This is a genomic window from Methylotenera sp. N17 (assembly GCF_000799155.1).
Lineage (GTDB): Bacteria > Pseudomonadota > Gammaproteobacteria > Burkholderiales > Methylophilaceae > Methylophilus.
In genome coordinates this window covers 64112-85928 of record NZ_JUGE01000001.1, presented here as the reverse complement: position 1 = coordinate 85928, position 21817 = coordinate 64112, and the positions used below count along the sequence as shown (strand labels likewise).

General features: G+C 44.3%; 37 protein-coding genes. 4 read left to right on the top strand and 33 right to left on the bottom strand.

Annotated features, from left to right (window positions below):
* The first annotated feature begins 100 nt into the window (after positions 1-100).
* The 3 genes from dut to rpmG all read left to right on the top strand — a co-directional run bounded on the left by dut (position 101) and on the right by rpmG (position 1083).
* A complete protein-coding gene (gene dut, locus FG11_RS00540; RefSeq protein ID WP_025223670.1) occupies positions 101-553 on the top strand; it encodes a dUTP diphosphatase in 453 nt (150 codons plus the stop codon).
* Positions 554-678: 125 nt separating this feature from the next.
* Complete coding sequence (gene rpmB / locus FG11_RS00535; protein WP_020183677.1) at positions 679-915, top strand: 50S ribosomal protein L28; 237 nt, start codon at positions 679-681, stop codon at positions 913-915.
* A gap of 12 nt (positions 916-927) precedes the next feature.
* Positions 928-1083: a 50S ribosomal protein L33 gene (gene rpmG, locus FG11_RS00530; protein ID WP_013441158.1), complete on the top strand. Its 156-nt coding sequence runs from the start codon at positions 928-930 to the stop codon at positions 1081-1083.
* Between the two features lie 72 nt (positions 1084-1155).
* Here the strand turns inward: rpmG and FG11_RS00525 are convergent, their stop codons facing one another.
* On the bottom strand, positions 1156-2436 hold the full coding sequence (locus FG11_RS00525; protein WP_047532519.1) for a mechanosensitive ion channel family protein: 1281 nt from the start codon (positions 2434-2436) through the stop codon (positions 1156-1158).
* Positions 2437-2454: 18 nt separating this feature from the next.
* Entirely contained in the window at positions 2455-3891 is a 1437-nt protein-coding gene (gene mgtE, locus FG11_RS00520) for a magnesium transporter (protein ID WP_020183675.1), read from the bottom strand.
* A 115-nt stretch (positions 3892-4006) separates the two neighbouring features.
* Here mgtE and FG11_RS00515 point away from each other — a divergent pair, with 115 nt between their 5' ends.
* The gene (locus tag FG11_RS00515; protein WP_047535582.1) at positions 4007-4225 is read left to right on the top strand and encodes a glutaredoxin family protein; all 219 of its coding nucleotides are present in this window, start codon (positions 4007-4009) and stop codon (positions 4223-4225) included.
* Between the two features lie 65 nt (positions 4226-4290).
* Here FG11_RS00515 and rplQ read toward each other — a convergent pair whose 3' ends face one another.
* From rplQ to fusA, 31 genes are all read right to left on the bottom strand, one after another.
* Complete coding sequence (gene rplQ / locus FG11_RS00510) at positions 4291-4680, bottom strand: 50S ribosomal protein L17 (RefSeq protein WP_020183673.1); 390 nt, start codon at positions 4678-4680, stop codon at positions 4291-4293.
* 37 nt (positions 4681-4717) lie between these two features.
* Positions 4718-5704: a DNA-directed RNA polymerase subunit alpha gene (locus FG11_RS00505; RefSeq protein WP_020183672.1), complete on the bottom strand. Its 987-nt coding sequence runs from the start codon at positions 5702-5704 to the stop codon at positions 4718-4720.
* A 55-nt stretch (positions 5705-5759) separates the two neighbouring features.
* Complete coding sequence (gene rpsD, locus FG11_RS00500; RefSeq protein WP_020183671.1) at positions 5760-6389, bottom strand: 30S ribosomal protein S4; 630 nt, start codon at positions 6387-6389, stop codon at positions 5760-5762.
* A 26-nt stretch (positions 6390-6415) separates the two neighbouring features.
* The gene (gene rpsK, locus FG11_RS00495; protein ID WP_020166857.1) at positions 6416-6805 is read right to left on the bottom strand and encodes a 30S ribosomal protein S11; all 390 of its coding nucleotides are present in this window, start codon (positions 6803-6805) and stop codon (positions 6416-6418) included.
* A gap of 55 nt (positions 6806-6860) precedes the next feature.
* Positions 6861-7223 carry a 30S ribosomal protein S13 gene (gene rpsM, locus FG11_RS00490; protein ID WP_020183670.1) on the bottom strand — a complete coding sequence of 121 codons (363 nt, stop codon included), beginning with the start codon at positions 7221-7223 and terminating at the stop codon, positions 6861-6863.
* A gap of 109 nt (positions 7224-7332) precedes the next feature.
* Complete coding sequence (gene rpmJ / locus FG11_RS13365; RefSeq protein ID WP_081620790.1) at positions 7333-7446, bottom strand: 50S ribosomal protein L36; 114 nt, start codon at positions 7444-7446, stop codon at positions 7333-7335.
* A gap of 30 nt (positions 7447-7476) precedes the next feature.
* On the bottom strand, positions 7477-7695 hold the full coding sequence (gene infA, locus FG11_RS00485; protein WP_020183669.1) for a translation initiation factor IF-1: 219 nt from the start codon (positions 7693-7695) through the stop codon (positions 7477-7479).
* 11 nt (positions 7696-7706) lie between these two features.
* Entirely contained in the window at positions 7707-9026 is a 1320-nt protein-coding gene (secY, locus tag FG11_RS00480; protein ID WP_020183668.1) for a preprotein translocase subunit SecY, read from the bottom strand.
* Positions 9027-9042: 16 nt separating this feature from the next.
* Complete coding sequence (gene rplO, locus FG11_RS00475) at positions 9043-9480, bottom strand: 50S ribosomal protein L15 (protein ID WP_020183667.1); 438 nt, start codon at positions 9478-9480, stop codon at positions 9043-9045.
* Positions 9480-9677, bottom strand: a complete 198-nt coding sequence (gene rpmD, locus FG11_RS00470; protein ID WP_020183666.1) for a 50S ribosomal protein L30 — start codon at positions 9675-9677, stop codon at positions 9480-9482. The genes rplO and rpmD overlap by 1 nt, the downstream gene beginning before the upstream one ends.
* 2 nt (positions 9678-9679) lie before the next feature.
* Complete coding sequence (rpsE, locus tag FG11_RS00465) at positions 9680-10189, bottom strand: 30S ribosomal protein S5 (RefSeq protein WP_020183665.1); 510 nt, start codon at positions 10187-10189, stop codon at positions 9680-9682.
* 15 nt (positions 10190-10204) lie between these two features.
* Positions 10205-10558, bottom strand: coding sequence for a 50S ribosomal protein L18 (rplR, locus tag FG11_RS00460; RefSeq protein ID WP_020183664.1), 354 nt, complete (start codon positions 10556-10558; stop codon positions 10205-10207).
* Positions 10559-10601: 43 nt separating this feature from the next.
* Complete coding sequence (gene rplF / locus FG11_RS00455; protein ID WP_020183663.1) at positions 10602-11135, bottom strand: 50S ribosomal protein L6; 534 nt, start codon at positions 11133-11135, stop codon at positions 10602-10604.
* A gap of 10 nt (positions 11136-11145) precedes the next feature.
* Positions 11146-11541: a 30S ribosomal protein S8 gene (gene rpsH, locus FG11_RS00450; RefSeq protein WP_020183662.1), complete on the bottom strand. Its 396-nt coding sequence runs from the start codon at positions 11539-11541 to the stop codon at positions 11146-11148.
* A gap of 15 nt (positions 11542-11556) precedes the next feature.
* Positions 11557-11862, bottom strand: a complete 306-nt coding sequence (rpsN, locus tag FG11_RS00445; RefSeq protein ID WP_025223666.1) for a 30S ribosomal protein S14 — start codon at positions 11860-11862, stop codon at positions 11557-11559.
* A 3-nt stretch (positions 11863-11865) separates the two neighbouring features.
* On the bottom strand, positions 11866-12405 hold the full coding sequence (rplE, locus tag FG11_RS00440) for a 50S ribosomal protein L5 (protein WP_047532517.1): 540 nt from the start codon (positions 12403-12405) through the stop codon (positions 11866-11868).
* 8 nt (positions 12406-12413) lie between these two features.
* On the bottom strand, positions 12414-12731 hold the full coding sequence (gene rplX, locus FG11_RS00435; protein WP_020183659.1) for a 50S ribosomal protein L24: 318 nt from the start codon (positions 12729-12731) through the stop codon (positions 12414-12416).
* A 23-nt stretch (positions 12732-12754) separates the two neighbouring features.
* Positions 12755-13123: a 50S ribosomal protein L14 gene (rplN, locus tag FG11_RS00430; protein ID WP_020183658.1), complete on the bottom strand. Its 369-nt coding sequence runs from the start codon at positions 13121-13123 to the stop codon at positions 12755-12757.
* 214 nt (positions 13124-13337) lie between these two features.
* Positions 13338-13595: a 30S ribosomal protein S17 gene (gene rpsQ, locus FG11_RS00425; protein ID WP_020183657.1), complete on the bottom strand. Its 258-nt coding sequence runs from the start codon at positions 13593-13595 to the stop codon at positions 13338-13340.
* Positions 13596-13597: 2 nt separating this feature from the next.
* Positions 13598-13792 (bottom strand): 50S ribosomal protein L29, encoded by a 195-nt coding sequence (rpmC, locus tag FG11_RS00420; RefSeq protein ID WP_015831303.1) that lies wholly within the window; start codon positions 13790-13792, stop codon positions 13598-13600.
* A 16-nt stretch (positions 13793-13808) separates the two neighbouring features.
* On the bottom strand, positions 13809-14225 hold the full coding sequence (gene rplP / locus FG11_RS00415; RefSeq protein ID WP_020166872.1) for a 50S ribosomal protein L16: 417 nt from the start codon (positions 14223-14225) through the stop codon (positions 13809-13811).
* Positions 14209-14931 (bottom strand): 30S ribosomal protein S3, encoded by a 723-nt coding sequence (rpsC, locus tag FG11_RS00410; protein ID WP_020183656.1) that lies wholly within the window; start codon positions 14929-14931, stop codon positions 14209-14211. Before rpsC ends, rplP begins: the two co-directional genes overlap by 17 nt.
* Position 14932: 1 nt before the next feature.
* Positions 14933-15271, bottom strand: a complete 339-nt coding sequence (gene rplV, locus FG11_RS00405) for a 50S ribosomal protein L22 (RefSeq protein WP_020183655.1) — start codon at positions 15269-15271, stop codon at positions 14933-14935.
* A gap of 10 nt (positions 15272-15281) precedes the next feature.
* Complete coding sequence (gene rpsS / locus FG11_RS00400) at positions 15282-15557, bottom strand: 30S ribosomal protein S19 (RefSeq protein ID WP_020183654.1); 276 nt, start codon at positions 15555-15557, stop codon at positions 15282-15284.
* A gap of 5 nt (positions 15558-15562) precedes the next feature.
* A complete protein-coding gene (rplB, locus tag FG11_RS00395; RefSeq protein ID WP_020183653.1) occupies positions 15563-16396 on the bottom strand; it encodes a 50S ribosomal protein L2 in 834 nt (277 codons plus the stop codon).
* Positions 16397-16407: 11 nt separating this feature from the next.
* Positions 16408-16722, bottom strand: coding sequence for a 50S ribosomal protein L23 (gene rplW, locus FG11_RS00390; RefSeq protein WP_020183652.1), 315 nt, complete (start codon positions 16720-16722; stop codon positions 16408-16410).
* Positions 16719-17345 (bottom strand): 50S ribosomal protein L4, encoded by a 627-nt coding sequence (rplD, locus tag FG11_RS00385; protein WP_020183651.1) that lies wholly within the window; start codon positions 17343-17345, stop codon positions 16719-16721. The genes rplW and rplD overlap by 4 nt, the downstream gene beginning before the upstream one ends.
* The gene (rplC, locus tag FG11_RS00380) at positions 17345-17995 is read right to left on the bottom strand and encodes a 50S ribosomal protein L3 (protein ID WP_020183650.1); all 651 of its coding nucleotides are present in this window, start codon (positions 17993-17995) and stop codon (positions 17345-17347) included. The genes rplD and rplC overlap by 1 nt, the downstream gene beginning before the upstream one ends.
* Before the next feature lie 113 nt (positions 17996-18108).
* Positions 18109-18417 (bottom strand): 30S ribosomal protein S10, encoded by a 309-nt coding sequence (rpsJ, locus tag FG11_RS00375; protein ID WP_020166880.1) that lies wholly within the window; start codon positions 18415-18417, stop codon positions 18109-18111.
* Positions 18418-18480: 63 nt separating this feature from the next.
* The gene (gene tuf, locus FG11_RS00370) at positions 18481-19671 is read right to left on the bottom strand and encodes an elongation factor Tu (RefSeq protein WP_020183638.1); all 1191 of its coding nucleotides are present in this window, start codon (positions 19669-19671) and stop codon (positions 18481-18483) included.
* A 37-nt stretch (positions 19672-19708) separates the two neighbouring features.
* On the bottom strand, positions 19709-21799 hold the full coding sequence (fusA, locus tag FG11_RS00365) for an elongation factor G (protein ID WP_020183649.1): 2091 nt from the start codon (positions 21797-21799) through the stop codon (positions 19709-19711).
* Between the last annotated feature and the right edge of the window lie 18 nt (positions 21800-21817).

The following is a 21817-nucleotide window of genomic DNA, read 5'->3' as shown; positions in this document are numbered from 1 at the left end:
GCCAGTTCAATTTGAACTGGCTTTTTTATTGTCTAGTGCTTTTCACAGGCAATTAGTGTTTAATAATACATTCTCATCAGCTCAAACAAAAACCATCGTTATGTCCATTACCGTTGATCTAAAAATTCTTGATAATCGCCTCCACCATATGATGCCCAGCTATGCCACTCCCGGTTCCGCCGGTTTGGATTTGCGTGCCTGTATTGATCATACACAAAGCATACAACCGGGCGAGACCATCATGATTCCAACAGGCATGGCGATTCATATCGACAACACCTACTATGCGGCACTGATTCTGCCACGCTCCGGCTTAGGCCATAAACACGGCATCGTGCTTGGCAATTTGGTTGGGCTGATTGATTCAGACTATCAAGGGCAATTGCTCGTGTCTTGCTGGAACCGCAGCAAAGAGGCGTTTATTCTGAACCCGATGGAACGCATCGCTCAATTGGTGATTGTGCCTGTGGTGCAGGCCGACTTTCATATCGTGGATGAGTTTGCGCAAAGCGACCGTGGTGAAGGTGGCTTTGGTAGTACTGGTAAACATTAACTCTAGTAACGAAAATAATTAGCAAATTAAGCTATTTAGCTTGAAAACATTATCGTTTTCATACTATAATTGCCGTCTTTCTAAAAAAGCAAAGTATTGAAGACAATTTTGTCTCAGGAGTCATTATGGCACGTGTATGTCAGGTAACAGGCAAAAAACCAATGGTGGGCAACAATGTTTCTCACGCACAAAACAAAACAAAACGTCGTTTTTTACCAAATTTACAAAACCGTAAATTCTGGGTTGAGAGTGAAAACCGTTGGGTAAGCATGCGTATTACCAATGCGGCTTTGCGCACTATCGACAAAAACGGCATTGACGCTGTGCTCGCAAAATTGCGTGCTGCTGGCGAAAAAATCTAAGGAGCATAAGCAATGCGCGAAAAAATCAAATTAGAATCAAGTGCTGGTACAGGTCATTTCTATACCACTACTAAAAACAAACGTACAATGCCAGAAAAAATGGAAATCAAAAAATTTGATCCAGTGGCACGTAAACACGTAATGTACAAGGAAACTAAACTTAAATAATCATTATTTAAGTCATAAAAAAGCCCGTTAAATTAACGGGCTTTTTTATTATCTATATCCAGCCGCGCCAGATTACTCTGGTGAGACACTTGTATTCAGCAAACGAATCTCACGTTGTGGGTATGGAATACCAATCCCATTGGCTTTAAATAACTTCCAAATATTCTGATATAGCTCGGATTGCAATGCCGAAGAACCCTCTTCAGGATCGGCCACCCAGAATGAAAGCATCATATCAATACCACTTTCACCAAACCCTTTCACATGCACATCCACGTTACTGGTTTTAAGCGTGCGCGAATGCTGTTCTGCAACACTACGCATGAGCTTAATGACTTGATCTAGGTCAGCATCGTAAGCCACTTGGATCGGCATTTGTATCCGGCCCTTATGTTCTGCCGAGGTATGATTGATGACCACTTCAGTAATCATCATCTCATTCGGAATAATCACCTCTGTGCCATCCAACTTACGCAGTGTCATGTAGCGTGAACGCAGCTCTTTAACAACACCGTAATGCGTAGCTACCGTAATTAAATCGCCAATCTGCACCGAATGGTCGACCAGGATAATAAATCCGCTCACATAGTTGCTGGCGATTTTTTGTAAGCCAAAACCAAGCCCCACACCTAGAGCACCACCAAATACGGAAAGCAGTGTGATATCGAGCCCAACGGCTGACAAGGCGATTAACACTGCTAGAAAGATGAATACAATACGCACCAGCTTACTGAGCACTACGCGCATATTGATATTGATTTGGTCTGCACGCATCAGCTTATTTTCAATGAGCCGACTTAACCACAGCGCAACAAAGATAGTCGCCACCACAGTGAGCATCCCTTGTAATACCACCAATAGATTGACCGGGTTTTTACCAATATTAAACTTCACATCTTCTAGCGCCAAAGCGATTTCCGGCAGAATACCGCTCAAGTGCAGCGCTACCAGTAGCCAGATCCCCCATGCAATCACATGCTCTAATGTTTTAAGCCAACCGCTAGGTGAAAAAATATAGCGTAGTGCATACACCAGCACCCTAATCACCGCCATTGCCAACAATAGTCTACTTGCGATTCTAAGCATGCCGACATGCATCCACTCTGCGCAAATGTAGCGTGCAAGCCCCACCATGATTAATGCGCTGATTGGGAACAGAATACGATTAACAACCCCCAGCACAGGCTTGGTACTGTCTTGTAACCGGTTCATGAAATAAGCACGCAATGCACCATTGATTGCAAATGCAGTCCCCACGGCAAGCACAATAATTAGCAACTGCCAAAGCGCTGCTGGCGATGAGAAATCCGCCATAATTTCTTGCCAAATCAGTTCTATTTCTGGATTCGTCATAAAGGTGATATCAGTTATTTATAGCAAAAAGATGGTGGCCAAGCCCAAAAAGATCATAAATCCGCCACTATCTGTCATGGCGGTAATCAATACGCTTGACCCCACTGCAGGATCGCGCCCAAACTTATTCATGACCAATGGAATCATGACGCCCATAATGGCCGCCAGCAATAAGTTGAGTGTCATTGCACTCATCATCACAAGGCCTAGTTCATAATTTCCATAAAGAATATAGGCAATCAACCCAAGTACACCGCCCCAAATCAAACCATTCAATAGCGCTACACCCAATTCCTTTTGAATGAGCGAATTCATATTGTGTGATGAAATTTGACCTAGCGCTAAGCCTCGCACAATCATCGTTGTGGTTTGGTTACCCGAGTTACCACCAATACCCGCCACGATCGGCATTAATGCGGCCAACGCGACAATTTTCTCGATAGATCCCTCAAACAAGCCAATCACACGCGATGCGATTAATGCTGTAATTAAATTGATGGCCAACCATGCCCAACGGTTCTGCACAGATTTCCACACTGAAGCAAAAAAGTCTTCTTCCTCACGCAAACCCGCCATCGAGAGCTTGTCGGATTCCGCTTCATCACGGATAAAGTCCATTACCGCATCCACCGTAATACGCCCAACTAACTTATTATTACTGTCCACAACGGGCGCCGTCACCAAGTCATAACGCTCAAACGCTTTTGCCGCCTCATCCGCCACATCCTCTGGATGAAACACGACAGCATCGGCAGCCATCACGTCCGCAACATTCACATCTAGCTCGTGCACCACCATACGTTTGAGTGGCAACACGCCGCGCAAGATATCAGAACGATCGACCACAAACAGTTTATCAGTATGGTCTGGCAGTGAGCCCAATCTACGGAGGTAACGTAACGCAACCTCCAGCGTGATGTCTTCACGTATGGTCACAATATCAAAGTCCATCAACGCGCCAACTGCATCATCTGGGTATGACAGCGCGGACTGCAATCGCTCTCTGTTCTGCGTATCCAGGCTGAACATCAGGTCTTGCAACACATCTTTCGGTAAGTCCGGCGCCAAATCAGCCAGTTCATCGGTATCTAACTGCTCTGCTGCTGCCAACAATTCTTGGCTATCCATGTCGGCAATCAAGGTCTGACGCACTGCGTCAGACACTTCTAGCAGAATTTCACCATCGCGCTCAGCTTTAACCAAATCCCAGACTTTCAGGCGGTCGTCAAGGGGTAGCGCCTCAAGAATATAGGCTACGTCTGCCGGGTGGAGTACATCTAATTTCTTTTGCAACTCGCTGAGATTTTGCTTATGTACCAAGCTTTCTACCAGATCGTGCTTAGGCATATCCTGCTTATGTACAAGACTTTCCACCAACTTGTGCTTTTCTAATAACGAGATCACCTGTTGCAGGCTCTCGCTTAAGCTTTCTTTGATTTCTTGTTTGTCTGACATCACAATCCCAGGATAGGTATTATTTTTCTCAATACGTTATTATGATTTAATTTAGATTAAAATCGATGAAAACCACTAGAAATAATGCATCAATTTGGACAACCCACAACATTTAATGATTCAACTTTATACAACATATGCTTGCCACTTATGTGAGTTGGCAGAAGCCATGCTAGATGAAATAAATCTTACAGTGCAAATGATTGAAATTGCTAACGATGACGACCTTGTCACGCGCTACGGCACAACTATCCCAGTGTTAAAACGTCTAGACACTCAGGCTGAATTAAACTGGCCGTTTAGCACTTCAGATATTTTAAAGTTAATAGAATAAACCTTAGCGTATAAAATAAAAAAGCCAGCATAGGCTGGCTTTTTACTGACATCGCAATTTAACAATTACTCTACTGTGACTGCTTCTGTCGTGTTGTCTGGACGATCAACCAACTCAACATAGGCCATCGGCGCATTGTCGCCATTACGGAATCCGCATTTCAAGATACGTAAGTACCCGCCATTGCGTGCATTGTAACGTGGGCCTAATTCACCGAACAATTTAGTAACGATATCACGATCACGCAAGCGACTAAAAGCCAAACGGCGGTTTGCCAATGTTGCATCTTTACCCAAAGTAATGAGCGGCTCAGCATATTTGCGCAACTCTTTTGCTTTAGGCAAAGTGGTTCTAATCACTTCATGACGCAACAATGAAACTGACATGTTACGGAACATAGCGGCTCTATGGCTGCTAGTACGATTTAACTTACGATTGCTATTACCGTGACGCATAGTAACTTCCTTAAACTTTTAACTGCAAATAAACGGATTAAGCTTTTTCTAAGCCAACTGGTGGCCAGTTTTCAAGCTTCATGCCAAGTGTTAAGCCTTTAGAAGCTAACACATCTTTAATTTCATTGAGTGATTTACGGCCCAAGTTAGGCGCTTTTAATAACTCATTTTCGGTACGTTGGATCAAATCACCAATGTAGAAAATATTTTCTGCTTTTAAGCAATTGGCTGAACGTACTGTCAATTCCAAATCATCTACTGGACGCAACAGGATTGGATCTACTTGCGGAGCAGATTTCACTTCCACTTCGCTAGGTGCACCCTCTAAGTTTGCAAACACAGACAATTGGCCAATCAAAATACGAGCCGCATCGCGAATCGCTTGTTCAGGCTCAATAATGCCATTGGTTTCAACATCCATAATCAACTTGTCTAAGTCGGTACGTTGCTCAACACGCGCACTTTCAACGTGATAGCTCACTTTATTGATTGGGCTGAACGATGCATCTACCATAATGAAGCCCAATACGCGGTCTTCTTGGTTCACTTTTTGGCGTGCTGGAACAGGTTGATAACCACGACCCATTTCCACTTTCACCTCCAAATTCAGCTTGCCACCTTTGGTTAAGTGGGCAATAACATGGTTCGGATTCACGATCTCAGCATCATGGCCAGTTTCAAAATCGGCAGCTGTAACAACGCCTTCGCCAGACTTGTTCAATACCAAAATCGTTTCTGATTTAGTATTGAGTTTTAGTGCCACGCCTTTAAGGTTCAATAAGATGTCTACAACATCTTCTTGCACACCATCAATTGTTGAGTACTCATGTACCACACCATCAATTTTCACTTCAGTAATGGCGAAGCCAGGAATGGACGACAACAATACACGACGCAACGCATTGCCTAATGTATAGCCAAAACCACGCTCCATCGGCTCAAGCGTAACGCGAGCACGTAAAGGTGTAATCACTTCTACATCAACAACACGTGGTTTCAAATATTCTGTTGGACTATTTTGCATAAACTTCCTTGAATGAATAGGTTAAGAGTAATAACTAAGTACGAACACCACTAAATTACTTAGAATACAACTCGACAACCAATGATTCATTGATGGTTGCAGGTAATTCATCACGTTGTGGTTTAGCTTTAAACTTACCACTTAATGATTTCACATCTACTTCTAACCACTCAGGGAAACCACGTTGTTCTGCAGCTTCTAATGCAGCTTTAATACGCAACTGTTGTTTAGACGCTTCAGCTACAGACACCACATCACCCGCTTTTACTTGGTATGAAGGAATATTGACACGTTTACCATTTACCAAAATACTGTTATGACGCACAATTTGACGCGCTTCAGTGCGTGAACCACCTAGACCCATACGGTATGCAACGTTGTCCAAACGACACTCTAACAATTGCAACAAGTTTTCACCTGTAATACCTTTTTTACGATCTGCCTCAGCGTAGTAGCTGCGGAATTGTGCTTCTAATACACCATAGATACGACGTACTTTTTGCTTTTCACGTAATTGCACACCGTAGTCTGACAAACGTGAGTTACGGCGTTGACCGTGTTGACCAGGGGCAAAATTGCGCTTTTCAATTGCACATTTGTCTGTAAAGCATTTTTCAGCTTTCAAAAACAGTTTTTCACCTTCACGGCGGCATTGACGGCATTTAGGGTCTAAATTTCTAGCCAAAATATTCTCCAGTAATCTTTATTCGCTTAAATGCGACGTTTTTTCGGTGGACGGCAGCCATTGTGTGGCACAGGTGTCACGTCGGTAATGCTCGTGATTTTGAATCCTGCTGCATTTAATGCACGCACGGCTGACTCACGACCAGGGCCTGGCCCTTTAATACGCACTTCTAAGTTTTTAACACCAGATTCTTGTGCTGATTTACCAGCTACTTCTGCCGCAACCTGTGCTGCAAAAGGCGTACTTTTACGTGAACCTTTAAAGCCTTGACCGCCTGAAGTTGCCCATGAAAGCGCATTACCTTGACGATCAGTGATTGTAATAATTGTATTGTTAAAAGAAGCATGCACGTGGGCAATGCCTTCAGCAATGTTCTTTTTAACCTTTTTTCTTACACGTACATTAGCTTTTGCCATGTTGTACTGTCCTTACCTATGTATCTAACTTAAATTTATACGATTAATGTATGCACTATTTAGCTTGCTTAATAGCTTTAACAGGGCCTTTGCGTGTACGTGCATTGGTTTTAGTACGTTGACCACGTACTGGTAACCCACGGCGGTGACGCACACCACGGTAGCAACCCAAGTCCATCAGACGTTTGATATTCATAGAAATTTCACGGCGTAAGTCACCTTCAACTTTAACTTTCGCCACTTCATCACGAAGTTTCTCAACATCTGCGTCATTCAGATCTTTTACTTTAGTAGTTGCCAGAACACCTGCTGCCGCACAAATTTTTTGAGCAGTGTTTCTACCAATGCCATAAATCGCGGTAAGCGCGATTTCTGCGTGTTTGTTATTAGGGATATTTACCCCAGCAATACGAGCCATACTTTAACTCCAAAACGAATCGCAATGTCTAGCGACCAAATAAAAAGCCTTAAATTTTAACAGGTTGTAATGAATAATTCAATTCTTAACAACAGCCTGTTACCATCAATTAACCTTGACGTTGTTTATGGCGTGGATCTGTACAAATAATACGTACTACGCCACGACGACGCACAACTTTACAGTTACGGCATAATGTTTTTACTGATGCACGAACTCTCATAATTTACCTCTCGCTACCAAATCAATTTAGTTACTTCACGCGGAATGTAATTCGCGCTCTTGTTAAGTCATAAGGTGTCATTTCAACTGTCACCTTATCTCCCGGTAGGATGCGAATGTAATGCATGCGCATTTTTCCGGAAATATAACCTAATACTGTGTGACCATTTTCTAGTTTTACCTTGAAAGTGGCGTTTGGGAGATTCTCAAGAATCTCACCTTGCATCTCAATACGGTCTTCTTTCGCCATATTTCTTCTAGCTAACGCGCTGTGGCGCCACCTTTAAAATTAGCTTTTTTGAGCAACCCCTCATATTGATGAGACATTAAATGAGATTGCACTTGCGTCATAAAGTCCATCGTTACCACAACGATAATCAACAACGACGTCCCGCCAAAATAAAACGGCGTATTAAATTTCAAAATCAAAAACTCAGGCAACAAGCATACTAAAGTGATATAAAACGCGCCTACCAAAGTCAAACGCCCCATAATCTTATCGATGTACTTGGCGGTCTGCTCACCAGGACGAATACCAGGTACAAAAGCACCACTTTTCTTCAAGTTATCTGCCGTTTCTTTTGGGTTGAATACCAACGCCGTATAAAAGAAGCAGAAGAATATAATCGCTGCTGCGAACAGTAAAATATAAATCGGTTGCCCAGGTGCAAGCTTGCTGCTGATATCCTTCAACCAATACATACTTTCGCTACTACCAAACCAACCAGCAAGTGTGGCTGGGAACAAAATTATACTTGAAGCAAAGATTGGTGGAATCACACCTGCCATATTCAGCTTCAATGGCAAATGTGTTGTTTGCCCACCAAATACCTTATTACCTACTTGACGTTTAGCGTAATTCACAGTGATCTTACGTTGACCACGTTCCACAAACACCACTAACGCCGTTACCAATAAAATAGCCACAAACAAGAACATCACCAATGGGATTGAAAACGCACCCGTTTTGGCTAACTCCAATGTGCTGCCTACTGCATGCGGCAAGCCCGCTACAATCCCGGCAAAAATGATAATAGAAATACCATTACCAATCCCACGCTCAGTAATTTGTTCGCCCAGCCACATCAAAAACATCGTACCGCATACTAAAGTAACCACTGCAGTCAATCTGAAACTAAAGCCAGGGTCTAACACAAGACCAGCTTGACCTTCCAAAGCAATGGCAATACCCAAGGCCTGAAAGGTTGCTAACGCTACAGTACCGTAACGCGTATATTTAGTAATCTGACGTCTGCCAGCTTCACCTTCTTTTTTCAACTGCTCCAACTTAGGTGACACCACCGTTAGCAACTGCATAATAATAGATGCAGAAATGTAAGGCATGATCCCTAACGCAAAGACGGTAAAGCGTGACAACGCACCACCCGAGAACATGTTGAACATGCCCAAGATACCGTCTTTTTGAGAGTCGAACAGCTGCTTAAGTATTGTTGGATCAATACCTGGCACTGGAATATGGGCGCCCAATCGATAAACAACCAATGCGCCCAACACGAACCATAAGCGGCTTTTCAGCTCACTCATTTTACTCATCGTACTTAAAATACCGTCTTGTGCCAAAGCTGAGTCTCTTTAATTACGCTTCAATCACTTGGCCGCCAGCTGACTCAATGGCTGCACGTGCACCCTTGGTCAATAACAAGCCTTGTACTTTCACTTTTTTGTTGAGTTCACCAGACAGGTATACTTTGACAGCTTTTACACTACCAGATACCAATTTAGCGGCTTTTAATGCCAACATATCAATGACGTCTGCATCCAATTCCAACAGCTCACTAGTGCGTACGCGCGCTGTGTTGCCTTTAGTCAGGGAATTAAAACCACGCTTTGGTAAACGGCGTTGTAATGGCATTTGACCGCCCTCAAAACCTACTTTATGAAAGCCACCTGTACGTGATTTTTGACCTTTATGGCCACGGCCTGCGGTTTTACCTAAACCAGAACCAATACCACGACCAACGCGGCGACGTTCTTTTTTTGCGCCTTCTGCAGGCTTAATCGTATTTAATTGCATTATGCTTCTACCTTTAAGAGATAGCTAACGGCGTTAATCATGCCGCGAATTGCTGGAGTATCTTGAACTTCCACAGTATGGTGCATACGACGTAAACCCAAACCTTTTACAGTGGCTTTATGCGCCTCAATACGACCAATCAAGCTACGTACTAACGTCACTTTGATAGTGGAGACTTCTTTTTTTGCTTTAGCCATGATTAACCTCTAATATCTTCAACAGACTTACCGCGTTTAGCAGCAATTTCAGCTGGCGTATTCATAGACTCTAAACCATTCAAAGTCGCACGCACCAAGTTGTAAGGGTTAGTAGAACCGATACATTTAGCAACCACGTTAGTTACACCCATCACCTCAAAGATAGCGCGCATTGCACCACCAGCGATAATGCCTGTACCTTCAGAAGCCGGCTGAATAAATACTTTTGCCGCACCGTGTACACCAGTCACTGCGTGATGCAATGTACCGTTGTTCAAGTTCACTTTCAGCATGCCGCGACGTGCTTCGTCCATTGCTTTTTGTACAGCAACCGGCACTTCACGCGCTTTACCTTTACCCATGCCTACAGCACCATCGCCGTCACCGACTACAGTCAATGCTGCGAAACTCATGATACGACCACCCTTAACCGTTTTGCTTACACGGTTGACTGTGATCATTTTTTCACGCAAACCATCAGTTTGCTGTTGTTGTTCAACTTCTCTAGCCATTATCTGTCTCGCTTTTTAGAATGACAAACCGTTTTCGCGTGCAGCATCTGCCAACGCTTTGATACGGCCGTGATATTTGTAGCCTGAACGATCAAAAGCAACGGTGGTAACACCAGCTTTGACTGCTTTCTCTGCAATACGCTTGCCAATTAAAGCGGCAGCTTCTACATTGCCACCATTTTTAACTTTTTTACGCACATCTGCCTCAACTGTTGAAGCACTGACAATCACTTTATCGCCACTTTCAGCAATAATTTGCGCATAAATATGCGTATTTGTTCGATGCACGCTCAAACGTGTAACTTTTAACTCGGCGATTTTGGCACGGGTTTTACGTGCACGGCGCAAGCGGTTATTTACGTTATTCATTTTCTAAGCCCTAGTTTAAATTTAGGTTTTTAAGTCTAATTACTTATTTTTTCTTGGTTTCTTTAATAGCTACCACTTCATCTGCATAACGCACACCCTTGCCTTTGTAAGGCTCTGGTGCTCTGTATGAGCGAATTTGTGCAGCTACTTGACCAACCACTTGTTTGTCTGCACCAGTCAACACAACTTCTGTTGCTGTTGGCGTTTGCACGGTGACACCGGCTGGCATCTTGTGGTTAATCGGGTGTGAATAACCCAATTCCAAGTTCAACACAGCACCTTGTGCACTTGCTTTATAACCAACACCAACCAAAGTTAGTTTGCGAGTAAAGCCTACAGACACACCTTGCACCATGTTGGCAACCAAAGCACGTAAAGTACCTGACATTGCACGCGCATGCTGCGTATCATTATTTGCTTTTACTGTGATCACATCGCCATCACGCGTCAATGTCACCACATCTGTTAACGTATGAGACAACTTGCCCAATGGACCACTCACGTTAATTTGCGTTGGATTTAACACCACTTCCACTTTTTCAGGAATGGCGACAGGATTCTTAGCAACACGAGACATTTGCTTCTCCTTAAGCCACTACGCACAACACTTCGCCACCGATACCGGCTGCTTGTGCTTTACGATCTGTCATTACACCCTTGGATGTAGACACAATTGTCACACCAAGACCATTCATTACTTTAGGGATGTTTTGGCTACCCTTGTAAATACGCAAACCAGGCTTACTTACGCGCTCAATCTTCTCAATTACGGGACGACCTGCGTAGTATTTCAAGCTGATATTCAACACCGGCTTACCATCGTTTGCTTGTACAGCAAAATCTTCGATGTAACCTTCATCTTTTAACACATTAGCAATAGCGCCTTTGAGTTTTGATGCTGGCATAGAAACGGTTAATTTGTTTACACTTTGCGCATTACGAATACGCGTTAGCATATCGGCAATCGGATCACTCATACTCATAAATCTACTCCTCCGTTACCAGCTAGCTTTGGTGACGCCTGGCACTTGGCCACTCATCATCAAATCGCGCAATTTACTACGCGCAATACCAAATTTACTGAAAACACCACGTGGGCGACCTGTTAATGCGCAACGGTTACGCAAACGCACAGGGCTTGAGTTACGTGGCAGACCTTGCAATTTCAAACGCGCATCACGACGATCTTCAGCACTTGCTTGCTGATCATTGATGATGGCATTCAAAGCATCGCGCTTTGCTGCAAATTTCTTTACGGTTTCGCGACGTTTTAATTCGCGTTCTGTCATACATGTTTTAGCCATGTCTTAACCTCTAAAAGGGAAACTAAACGCAGCAAGCAATGCCTTCGCTTCTTCGTCAGTTTTAGCCGTTGTAGTAATCGTAATATTCATACCGCGAAGGGCATCGATTTTATCGTATTCGATTTCAGGGAAAATGATCTGCTCTTTTACACCCATGTTGTAATTACCACGGCCATCAAAAGATTTACCAGAAATACCACGGAAGTCACGAATACGTGGAATAGCAACAGTAATCAGACGATCTAAGAATTCGTACATACGCTCACGACGCAAAGTCACTTTGCAACCGACAGGATAATCATCACGAATCTTAAATGCAGCTACTGATTTTTTGGCTTTGGTCACGATCGCTTTTTGACCAGCAATCTTCTCCATGTCGCCCACTGCATGTTCCATCACTTTTTTATCAGCAACCGCTTCGCCGACGCCCATATTCAAGGTGATTTTTTCAATGCGAGGCACTTGCATCACTGAAGTGTAACCAAATTGCTCAGTCATCTTGTTTACAACTGAGTCTTTATAAAACTGTTTTAAACGCGCCATAATTTATCCTATGCGTCCACTGATTCGCCATTAGATTTGTAAACACGAATCTTACGGCCATCCTCTAACACTTTAAAACCCACGCGATCCGCTTTTTGCGTCGCCGGATTGAACAATGCAACATTTGAAACATCAATCGGCATTTCTTTGCTAACGATACCGCCAGTGATACCCTTCATCGGATTTGGTTTGGCATGTTTTTTTGCAACATTAATGCCCTCAACCACCACATGGCCAGAATCGAGCGTGCGCAATACTGTACCGCGCTTGCCTTTGTCTTTACCTGTATTGACGATTACTTGGTCGCCTTTATGAATTTTGCTCATCTTAACTATCCTTATGCCTAGAACTACAACACTTCAGGCGCAAGAGACACAATCTTCATGAAACGCTCACTACGCAATTCGCGTGTGACCGGCCCAAAGATACGTGTGCCAATTGGCTCTAATTTGTTGTTTAGTAAAACCGCGGCATTGGTGTCAAATTTTACAAGTGAACCGTCTGGACGACGCACGCCTTTGGCTGTACGTACAACTACAGCACTATAGACCTCACCTTTTTTTACACGACCACGCGGCGCAGCATCTTTGATGCTGACCTTGATAATGTCACCTATGCTAGCGTAACGACGTTTTGAACCGCCAAGCACTTTAATGCACTGTACTGAACGCGCACCAGTGTTATCGGCCACTTCTAACCGAGACTGCATTTGAATCATGAGAATAATCTCCAACTTAATCCGTTTTAACCAACACCGGCCGTTACAAGACTTAGCATCTTAGTACGGCCAGTAGACCACGGTCAGTATTGGGGCGCTTGCTTTATGTGCTTCTTAAAATTAAGTTACACGAGCGCCGAAAAGTCCAACATTATAACTGATAGATTTCATCTATAGCAAGATGAATATCTAACTATTTTTAGGCATTCAAGACTTAAGCCTTTACGTCTACTTTACTCACTACCCATGTCTTTGTTTTAGACAATGGACGGCTCTCAACGATAGTCACGAGGTCACCTTCTTTACACTCGTTATTTTCATCATGGGCATGAAATTTATTTGATTTCACAACCACTTTACCAATCATTGGGTGCTTAACTTTACGCTCAACCAACACGGTAACGGTTTTATCCATTTTATCGCTAACTACGCGACCGCTTAAGCTACGTACAACTTTTGCTGTTTCCGTCATGTTTATGCCTGTTTCGCTTTCTCAGCCAATACAGTTTTAACGCGCGCAACATCTTTACGCACTTTACCTAGCTGATCTACTTTATTTAATTGTTGCGTTGCCAATTGCATACGTAGAGAGAATTGCGCACGGCGCAACTCAATCAACTCAGCATTTAACTCATCAACACTTTTTGCTCTTAAATCGGTGGCTTTCATCTTAGCTTACCTTTCCTTAACTACCAATTTGACGTGTCATAAAGGTCGTTTCGATTGGTAACTTTGCAGCAGCCAGTCTGAACGCTTCGCGCGCCAACTCTTCACTCACACCATCCATTTCGTACAACATTTTACCTGGCTGGATTTGTGCTACGTAGTACTCGGTACTACCTTTACCGTTACCCATACGTACTTCAGCAGGTTTTTTAGAAATTGGCTGATCTGGGAAAATACGGATCCATACACGACCACCACGTTTAATGTGACGTGTCATCACGCGACGTGCAGCCTCAATTTGACGTGCAGTCAAACGACCGCGGCCAATGGCTTTTAAACCAAAATCACCAAAACTTACTTTATTACCGGTTGTTGCAATGCCCTTGTTACGGCCTTTCTGCATCTTGCGGTATTTTTGTCTAGACGGTTGTAGCATCTTTAGCCCTCGGCTTTCTTACTTTTTTTTCTGGCTCAGCATCAGCAGTCACTTGCGCAGCTTGTGCTTGTGCGTTATCACCAAAAATTTCACCTTTGAATACCCATACTTTAATACCGATAATACCGTATGTTGTTGACGCTTCAGCAACACCGTAATCAATATCAGCACGCAATGTATGAAGTGGCACACGACCTTCGCGATACCATTCAGTACGCGCAATCTCGATACCGTTCAAACGACCAGAACTCATGATCTTGATGCCTTGTGCGCCTAAACGCATTGCATTTTGCATCGCACGCTTCATGGCACGACGGAACATCACACGCTTTTCTAGTTGTTGTGCAATCGATTGTGCAATCAATGTCGCATCAATTTCCGGCTTACGCACTTCTTCGATATTTAAATGAACAGGCACGCCCATCAAACCTTGCAAGCTAGAACGCAATGACTCAATGTCTTCACCTTTTTTACCGATCACCACGCCTGGGCGTGCACTGTAAATGGTAATTTTTGCATTTTTTGCAGGACGCTCAATAATAATCTTGCTCACTGCTGCACTTGCTAATTTCTTGTTTAAGAATTCGCGTACTTTGATATCACTCTGCAGCATCGCTGGAAAGTTTTTGCTATTAGAGTACCAACGTGAGGCCCAATTTTTTTGAACACTCAAACGGAACCCAATTGGATGAATTTTTTGTCCCATGTTATGCCTTTGAGTCGCCGACTGTCACATGAATGTGACAGGTTGGTTTAGTAATACGCCCAGCGCGGCCTTTTGCGCGAGCACGGATTCTTTTCAACACAATACCTTTATCCACATAAATTGAAGTAACCTTCAATTCATCAATATCAGCACCATTATTGTGTTCAGCGTTAGCAATTGCAGATTCCACTACTTTTTTAATAATCTCAGCACCTTTTTTAGGGGTGAAGTTAAGAATATTCAAAGCATGATCTACTTTCTTGCCACGTACTAAATCGGCCACCAAACGCGCTTTTTGCGGAGAGAGGTGAACGCCTTTTAATATTGCAGTTACTTGCATCATTAGCCTCTTATTTCTTCGCTTTTTTATCAGCCGCGTGACCCTTGAATGTACGTGTTAACGCAAATTCACCGAGCTTGTGACCAACCATGTTTTCAGAAATCAACACAGGCACATGTTGCTTACCATTGTGCACTGCGATGGTTAAACCAATAAAATTTGGCAAGATGGTAGAACGACGTGACCAAGTTTTAATTGGCTTGCGATCACGAGCTGCCGCAGCAACTTCTACTTTTTTTACCAAATGCCCATCTACAAATGGGCCTTTTTTAATTGAACGTGCCATATCGATTACCTTACGTTTCTTGGACGACGACTAACGCGCATGTTATCAGTACGCTTATTACTACGTGTACGATAACCCTTAGTTTTAAGACCCCATGGGCTTACTGGATTCATACCAGCAGCTGTTTTACCTTCACCACCACCGTGCGGGTGATCAACCGGGTTCATCACCACACCGCGAACGGTTGGGCGAACACCACGCCAGCGCATTGCACCAGCTTTACCAATTGAACGTAGTGAATGCTCTTCATTACCCACTTCGCCTAATGTTGCTTTACAGTCAACATGTACGCGACGCACTTCACCAGAGCGCAAACGCAACTGCGCATACGCACCTTCACGTGCTAATAGCTGTACAGAAGTACCTGCAGAACGCGCAATTTGCGCACCTTTACCAGGCTGCAATTCAATACAATGAATCGTGCTACCTACAGGAATATTACGCAACGGCAATGCATTACCCACTTTGATTGGCGCTTCAGCACCACTCACCAATTGTGAGCCAGCAGCTACACCACGCGGCGCAATAATGTAACGGCGCTCACCATCTGCGTAGCACAATAAAGCAATATTAGCCGTACGATTTGGATCGTACTCAATACGCTCAACTGTTGCCGGAATGCCATCTTTGTTACGACGGAAGTCGATTAAACGGTAATGCTGTTTATGACCACCACCTTGATGACGTGTAGTAATACGACCGTTGTTATTACGGCCTGCGTTTTTACTTTGACTTTCCAACAGCGGCGCGTGTGGCTTGCCTTTGTACAAATCTGGTGTAACAACTTTCAATACACCACGACGGCCGGGGGAAGTTGGTTTGACTTTAACTAATGCCATGTCTTCTCTCCTTATTCGCCCGCTGCGAAGTTAATTTCTTGACCTGGCTTCAAGCTTACATAAGCTTTTTTCCAGTCGCTACGCTGACCCATACGGCGGCCGGCACGTTTTGTCTTACCTGCAACATTAATCACAGCAACTTTTTCAACTTCTACTTTAAAGACCAACTCTACAGCCGCTTTAATTTCAGTTTTAGTTGCATCTGTGCGCACTTTAAATGCGATTTGCTGATGCTTATCAGCAATATAAGTTGCTTTTTCAGTAATTTGTGGCGCTAAGATCACTTGCAACAGACGGTCTTGAGTTTTCGTAATAGCGTTCATCATGCTAACAGCTCCTCAAGTTTCTTCACTGCACCAGCAGTGGCCAATACTTTTGGAAAGCGCACCAAGCTCACTGGGTCAGCATATTGCGCTTCCACCACCATCACGTTAGTTAAATTACGTGATGACAGATATAAGTTTTCATCAAAACCATCCGTCAACAGAAGTACACCTTCCGCATAACCAAGACCCTTGATTTTCTCAACGAACTGTTTGGTTTTTGGTGATTCGACTTTAAAGTCCTCCACCACCACGATACGCTCTTGACGTGCCAACTCAGACAGAATCGTTTGCATACCAGCACGGTAAGCCTTACGGTTTACTTTGTGGCTGAAGTTCTCGTTTGGGGAATTAGGGAATGCACGACCACCTCCACGCCAGATCGGGCTTGAAGTCATACCTGCACGTGCGTTACCAGTGCCTTTTTGCGCATAAGGTTTGTGTGTAGTATGCGCCACAGTATCACGGCCTTTTTGAGCACGTGTTGCTGTACGGGCATTCGCCATATAGGCTACTACCACTTGATGCACCAAAGCTTCGTTAAACTCCCGGCCAAAAGTCACATCAGAAACAGCGACGCCTTTTTTAGCAACCTTACCGTTTTGATCGATTAATTTCAGTTCCATTATTTAGCCCCTTTCGCTTTAACAGCTGGGCGAACAATAACATCGCCACCTTTAGAGCCAGGAATTGCACCTTTAATCAACAAGAGGTTACGCTCAGCATCCACACGTACTACTTCTAGATTTTGTGTAGTCACTTTAACATCACCTAAATGACCCGGCATACGCTTACCTGGGAATACTCGACCAGGATCTTGCGCCATACCGATAGAGCCAGGCACATTATGTGAACGTGAGTTACCGTGTGACGCACGATTAGAGCTAAAGTGGTGGCGCTTGATAGCACCAGCAAACCCTTTACCAATCGACGTACCAGTCACATCCACCATTTGGCCGGCAGAGAAAATTTCAACAGTAACATTGCCACCAACCTGATAGTTGCCAAGCACATCTGCTGAAACATTGAATTCTTTGATACCTGCACCAGCAGCCACGCCAGCCTTGGCATAATGCCCAGTTAGCGCTTTGTTGATGCGGCTTGCACGACGTTCGCCGTAAGCAACTTGAAGGCCTGTATAGCCATCGCTTTCGACAGTCTTGATCTGTGTCACACGGTTAGGTACAACCTCTAGCACCGTTACTGGAATGCTTGCGCCTTCCTCAGTAAAGATGCGGGTCATCCCCACCTTGCGACCAATAAGCCCTAAGCTCATGATCGATTCCTTATTTATTAGTTAAAAAAGCCGATTACAATTGACCGACTTCCATGAAAGAGGCCGGATTATACCGAACCCCCATAAATTTTACAACTATTATTTAGTTGTAATTACAGCTTAATTTCTACATCTACACCTGCTGGCAAATCCAATTTCATCAAAGCATCTACAGTTTTATCTGTTGGATCCACAATATCCATCAAACGTTGGTGGGTACGGATTTCAAATTGGTCACGCGATGTTTTGTTCACGTGTGGTGAACGCAAAATATCAAAGCGTTCAATGCGTGTTGGCAATGGCACAGGACCTTTTACCACAGCGCCAGTACGCTTAGCAGTTTCAACAATCTCTTGAGCAGATTGATCAATCAAACGATAGTCAAATGCTTTTAAGCGAATACGAATTTTTTGAGCAGCCATGTTTTTTTCCTTATAAAGAGCGAAACGGCAGACTTCAGCCTGCCGCTTTAATTAAACTACAAATTACGCGATGACTTTAGCGACCACACCAGCACCAACGGTACGACCACCTTCACGAATCGCGAAGCGTAAGCCTTCTTCCATCGCAATCGGGGCAATCAATGTCACAGTGATCGATACGTTATCACCTGGCATCACCATTTCTGTACCTGCTGGCAATTCTACAGCGCCCGTTACGTCTGTCGTACGGAAGTAGAATTGTGGACGGTAACCTTGGAAGAATGGTGTATGACGACCACCTTCATCTTTACCCAACACGTAGATTTCTGCTGTGAATTTTGTGTGTGGTTTGATAGAACCAGATTTAGCCAATACTTGACCGCGTTCTACTTCTTCACGTTTTGTACCACGTAACAATACACCTACGTTGTCACCTGCTTGACCTTGGTCAAGTAACTTACGGAACATTTCAACGCCTGTACAGGTTGTTTTTAATGTGTCTTTGATACCAACGATTTCGATCTCGTCACCTACTTTAACGATACCGCGTTCGATACGGCCAGTCACTACAGTACCGCGACCAGAGATAGAGAATACGTCTTCTACTGGCATCAGGAATGTACCGTCAACTGCACGCTCTGGCATTGGGATGTAGCTGTCTAGTGCGTCAGCCAATGCGAAGATGGCTGGTTCGCCGATTGGTGATTGGTCACCTTCTAGAGCTAATTTAGCTGAGCCTTTGATGATTGGGGTGTCGTCACCTGGGAAGTCGTATTTAGACAATAGGTCACGTACTTCCATTTCAACCAACTCTAACAATTCAGCGTCATCTACCATGTCTGCTTTGTTCAGGAATACAACGATGTATGGCACACCTACTTGGCGCGCTAACAGGATGTGTTCACGTGTTTGTGGCATTGGGCCGTCAGCAGCTGAACATACTAAGATTGCGCCGTCCATTTGTGCAGCACCGGTAATCATGTTTTTAACATAGTCGGCGTGGCCTGGGCAGTCTACGTGTGCGTAGTGACGTGTGGCTGTCTCGTACTCAACGTGTGCTGTGTTAATGGTAATACCACGTGCTTTTTCTTCTGGCGCCGCGTCAATTTGATCGTAAGCCTTGGCTTCACCACCAAATTTCTTGGTCAATACTGTAGTAATCGCCGCTGTTAATGTCGTCTTACCGTGGTCAACGTGACCAATCGTACCGACGTTCACATGTGGCTTGGTACGTTCAAATTTGCCTTTTGCCATGATTGATTTCCTTTACCTTAATGTCTTTAAAATTAAATTATTTCTTGTTCATAATGGCATCAGCCACGTTTCTTGGTGCTTCAGAGTAATGCTTAAATTCCATGCTGTAGCTTGCGCGGCCTTGCGACAATGAACGCACTACAGTTGAATAACCGAACATCTCAGCCAATGGCACTTCTGCACGGATAATTTTGCCAGAGGCGCTGTCATCCATCCCTTGAATCATGCCACGACGTGATGACAAGTCACCCATCACATCACCCATGTAGTCTTCTGGCGTTTCCACCTCAACCGCCATCATCGGCTCAAGCAAGATTGGGTCTGCTTTACGCATACCATCTTTAAATGCAATCGAAGCAGCCATTTTGAAAGCGTTTTCGTTCGAGTCAACGTCATGGTAAGAACCGTCAAACAAGGTGACTTTTGCATCCACAACCGGGAAGCCTGCCAACACGCCTGAAGGAATGGTTTCTCGCAAACCTTTTTCAACTGCCGGGATGAACTCGCGCGGCACGGTACCGCCTTTAATCGCATCCACGAACTCAAAGCCTTTACCAGCTTCATTTGGTTCCATTTTGAGCCAAACGTGACCGTATTGACCTTTACCGCCGGATTGCTTAACGAATTTACCTTCGATTTCAATCGTTTTCTTGAATGCTTCACGGTAAGCCACTTGTGGTGCGCCCACGTTAGCTTCCACGCCAAACTCGCGCTTCATACGGTCCACCAGAATTTCCAAGTGCAACTCACCCATACCAGAAATAATGGTTTGGTTAGTCTCTTCATCTGTTTTCACACGGAAAGAAGGATCCTCTTGTGCCAAACGGTTTAAAGCAATACCCATTTTTTCTTGGTCAGCTTTTGTTTTTGGCTCAACCGCAACGTGAATCACAGGCTCAGGGAAAATCATACGCTCAAGAATAATTTCTTGACCCAATGCACACAAGGTATCGCCTGTGGTTGCTTCTTTCAAACCAACTGCAGCTGCAATGTCACCCGCACGCACTTCTTCAAGCGGCTCACGCGTATTCGCATGCATTTGCACAATACGGCCAATACGCTCTTTTTTACCTTTTAGCGGGTTGTATACAGTGTCACCAGCATTCACCACGCCAGAGTACACGCGGAAGAAGATCAACTGACCAACAAACGGGTCTGTCATGATTTTGAAAGCCAATGCTGAGAATTTCTCATCATCAGACGCCTTCAAGAACATTTCTTTACCATCTTCATCTTCTGCACGTGTTGGCGGAATATCGGTTGGCGCAGGCATCAATTCAATCACCTTATCCAACATGGCTTGCACGCCTTTGTTTTTAAAGGCTGAGCCACACATCATTGGTACGATTTCAGAAGCGATGGTACGTGTACGCAAACCCAGCAAGATGTCTTCTTCTGATAACTCACCTTCTTCTAGGTATTTATTCATCAGATCTTCATTGGCTTCCGCTGCCGCTTCCACCATATTTGAGCGCCATTTGTCGCAATCTGCTTTTAAATCGGCAGGGATATCACGATAGTCGAACTTCATGCCCTGTGAAGCCTCATCCCAGAAGATGGCCTTCATCTTGATCAAGTCAACCACACCTTCGAATTTGTCTTCAGCACCGATAGGCACTTGAAGCGGCACAGGATTAGCTTTAAGACGTGCACGCATTTGATCGTACACTTTGAAGAAGTTAGCGCCAGCACGGTCCATCTTGTTGACGAACGCTAAACGCGGCACTTTATACTTGTTGGCTTGACGCCAAACAGTTTCAGATTGTGGCTGCACACCACCTACCGCACAGTACACCATACATGCGCCATCCAGTACACGCATAGAACGCTCCACTTCAATCGTGAAGTCTACGTGCCCAGGGGTGTCAATGATGTTAATACGGTGTTGATCGAATTGACCAGCCATCCCTTTCCAGAAACAGGTCGTGGCCGCAGAGGTAATCGTGATACCACGCTCTTGCTCTTGCTCCATCCAGTCCATGGTGGCCGCACCATCATGCACTTCACCAATTTTGTGGTTTACGCCTGTGTAAAAAAGAATACGCTCAGTTGTCGTTGTTTTACCAGCGTCAATGTGTGCAGAAATACCAATATTACGGTAGCGTTCAATAGGGGTTTTACGAGCCACGATTCTATACCTTTGCTA

Bases quoted from the DNA above. Each gene is read 5' to 3' on its own strand.
- dut (WP_025223670.1), top strand. From the start codon at position 101: ATGTCCATTACCGTTGATCTAAAAATTCTTGATAATCGCCTCCACCAT.
- rpmB (WP_020183677.1), top strand. From the start codon at position 679: ATGGCACGTGTATGTCAGGTAACAGGCAAAAAACCAATGGTGGGCAAC.
- rpmG (WP_013441158.1), top strand. From the start codon at position 928: ATGCGCGAAAAAATCAAATTAGAATCAAGTGCTGGTACAGGTCATTTC.
- FG11_RS00525 (WP_047532519.1), bottom strand. From the start codon at position 2,436: ATGACGAATCCAGAAATAGAACTGATTTGGCAAGAAATTATGGCGGAT.
- mgtE (WP_020183675.1), bottom strand. From the start codon at position 3,891: ATGTCAGACAAACAAGAAATCAAAGAAAGCTTAAGCGAGAGCCTGCAA.
- FG11_RS00515 (WP_047535582.1), top strand. From the start codon at position 4,007: ATGATTCAACTTTATACAACATATGCTTGCCACTTATGTGAGTTGGCA.
- rplQ (WP_020183673.1), bottom strand. From the start codon at position 4,680: ATGCGTCACGGTAATAGCAATCGTAAGTTAAATCGTACTAGCAGCCAT.
- FG11_RS00505 (WP_020183672.1), bottom strand. From the start codon at position 5,704: ATGCAAAATAGTCCAACAGAATATTTGAAACCACGTGTTGTTGATGTA.
- rpsK (WP_020166857.1), bottom strand. From the start codon at position 6,805: ATGGCAAAAGCTAATGTACGTGTAAGAAAAAAGGTTAAAAAGAACATT.
- rpsM (WP_020183670.1), bottom strand. From the start codon at position 7,223: ATGGCTCGTATTGCTGGGGTAAATATCCCTAATAACAAACACGCAGAA.
- rpmJ (WP_081620790.1), bottom strand. From the start codon at position 7,446: ATGAGAGTTCGTGCATCAGTAAAAACATTATGCCGTAACTGTAAAGTT.
- infA (WP_020183669.1), bottom strand. From the start codon at position 7,695: ATGGCGAAAGAAGACCGTATTGAGATGCAAGGTGAGATTCTTGAGAAT.
- rplO (WP_020183667.1), bottom strand. From the start codon at position 9,480: ATGCAATTAAATACGATTAAGCCTGCAGAAGGCGCAAAAAAAGAACGT.
- rpmD (WP_020183666.1), bottom strand. From the start codon at position 9,677: ATGGCTAAAGCAAAAAAAGAAGTCTCCACTATCAAAGTGACGTTAGTA.
- rpsE (WP_020183665.1), bottom strand. From the start codon at position 10,189: ATGGCTAGAGAAGTTGAACAACAACAGCAAACTGATGGTTTGCGTGAA.
- rplR (WP_020183664.1), bottom strand. From the start codon at position 10,558: ATGAATAACGTAAATAACCGCTTGCGCCGTGCACGTAAAACCCGTGCC.
- rplF (WP_020183663.1), bottom strand. From the start codon at position 11,135: ATGTCTCGTGTTGCTAAGAATCCTGTCGCCATTCCTGAAAAAGTGGAA.
- rpsH (WP_020183662.1), bottom strand. From the start codon at position 11,541: ATGAGTATGAGTGATCCGATTGCCGATATGCTAACGCGTATTCGTAAT.
- rpsN (WP_025223666.1), bottom strand. From the start codon at position 11,862: ATGGCTAAAACATGTATGACAGAACGCGAATTAAAACGTCGCGAAACC.
- rplE (WP_047532517.1), bottom strand. From the start codon at position 12,405: ATGGCGCGTTTAAAACAGTTTTATAAAGACTCAGTTGTAAACAAGATG.
- rplX (WP_020183659.1), bottom strand. From the start codon at position 12,731: ATGAGCAAAATTCATAAAGGCGACCAAGTAATCGTCAATACAGGTAAA.
- rplN (WP_020183658.1), bottom strand. From the start codon at position 13,123: ATGATTCAAATGCAGTCTCGGTTAGAAGTGGCCGATAACACTGGTGCG.
- rpsQ (WP_020183657.1), bottom strand. From the start codon at position 13,595: ATGACGGAAACAGCAAAAGTTGTACGTAGCTTAAGCGGTCGCGTAGTT.
- rpmC (WP_015831303.1), bottom strand. From the start codon at position 13,792: ATGAAAGCCACCGATTTAAGAGCAAAAAGTGTTGATGAGTTAAATGCT.
- rplP (WP_020166872.1), bottom strand. From the start codon at position 14,225: ATGCTACAACCGTCTAGACAAAAATACCGCAAGATGCAGAAAGGCCGT.
- rpsC (WP_020183656.1), bottom strand. From the start codon at position 14,931: ATGGGACAAAAAATTCATCCAATTGGGTTCCGTTTGAGTGTTCAAAAA.
- rplV (WP_020183655.1), bottom strand. From the start codon at position 15,271: ATGCAAGTAACTGCAATATTAAAAGGCGTTCACCTCTCTCCGCAAAAA.
- rpsS (WP_020183654.1), bottom strand. From the start codon at position 15,557: ATGGCACGTTCAATTAAAAAAGGCCCATTTGTAGATGGGCATTTGGTA.
- rplB (WP_020183653.1), bottom strand. From the start codon at position 16,396: ATGGCATTAGTTAAAGTCAAACCAACTTCCCCCGGCCGTCGTGGTGTA.
- rplW (WP_020183652.1), bottom strand. From the start codon at position 16,722: ATGATGAACGCTATTACGAAAACTCAAGACCGTCTGTTGCAAGTGATC.
- rplD (WP_020183651.1), bottom strand. From the start codon at position 17,345: ATGGAACTGAAATTAATCGATCAAAACGGTAAGGTTGCTAAAAAAGGC.
- rplC (WP_020183650.1), bottom strand. From the start codon at position 17,995: ATGAGCTTAGGGCTTATTGGTCGCAAGGTGGGGATGACCCGCATCTTT.
- rpsJ (WP_020166880.1), bottom strand. From the start codon at position 18,417: ATGGCTGCTCAAAAAATTCGTATTCGCTTAAAAGCATTTGACTATCGT.
- tuf (WP_020183638.1), bottom strand. From the start codon at position 19,671: ATGGCAAAAGGCAAATTTGAACGTACCAAGCCACATGTGAACGTCGGT.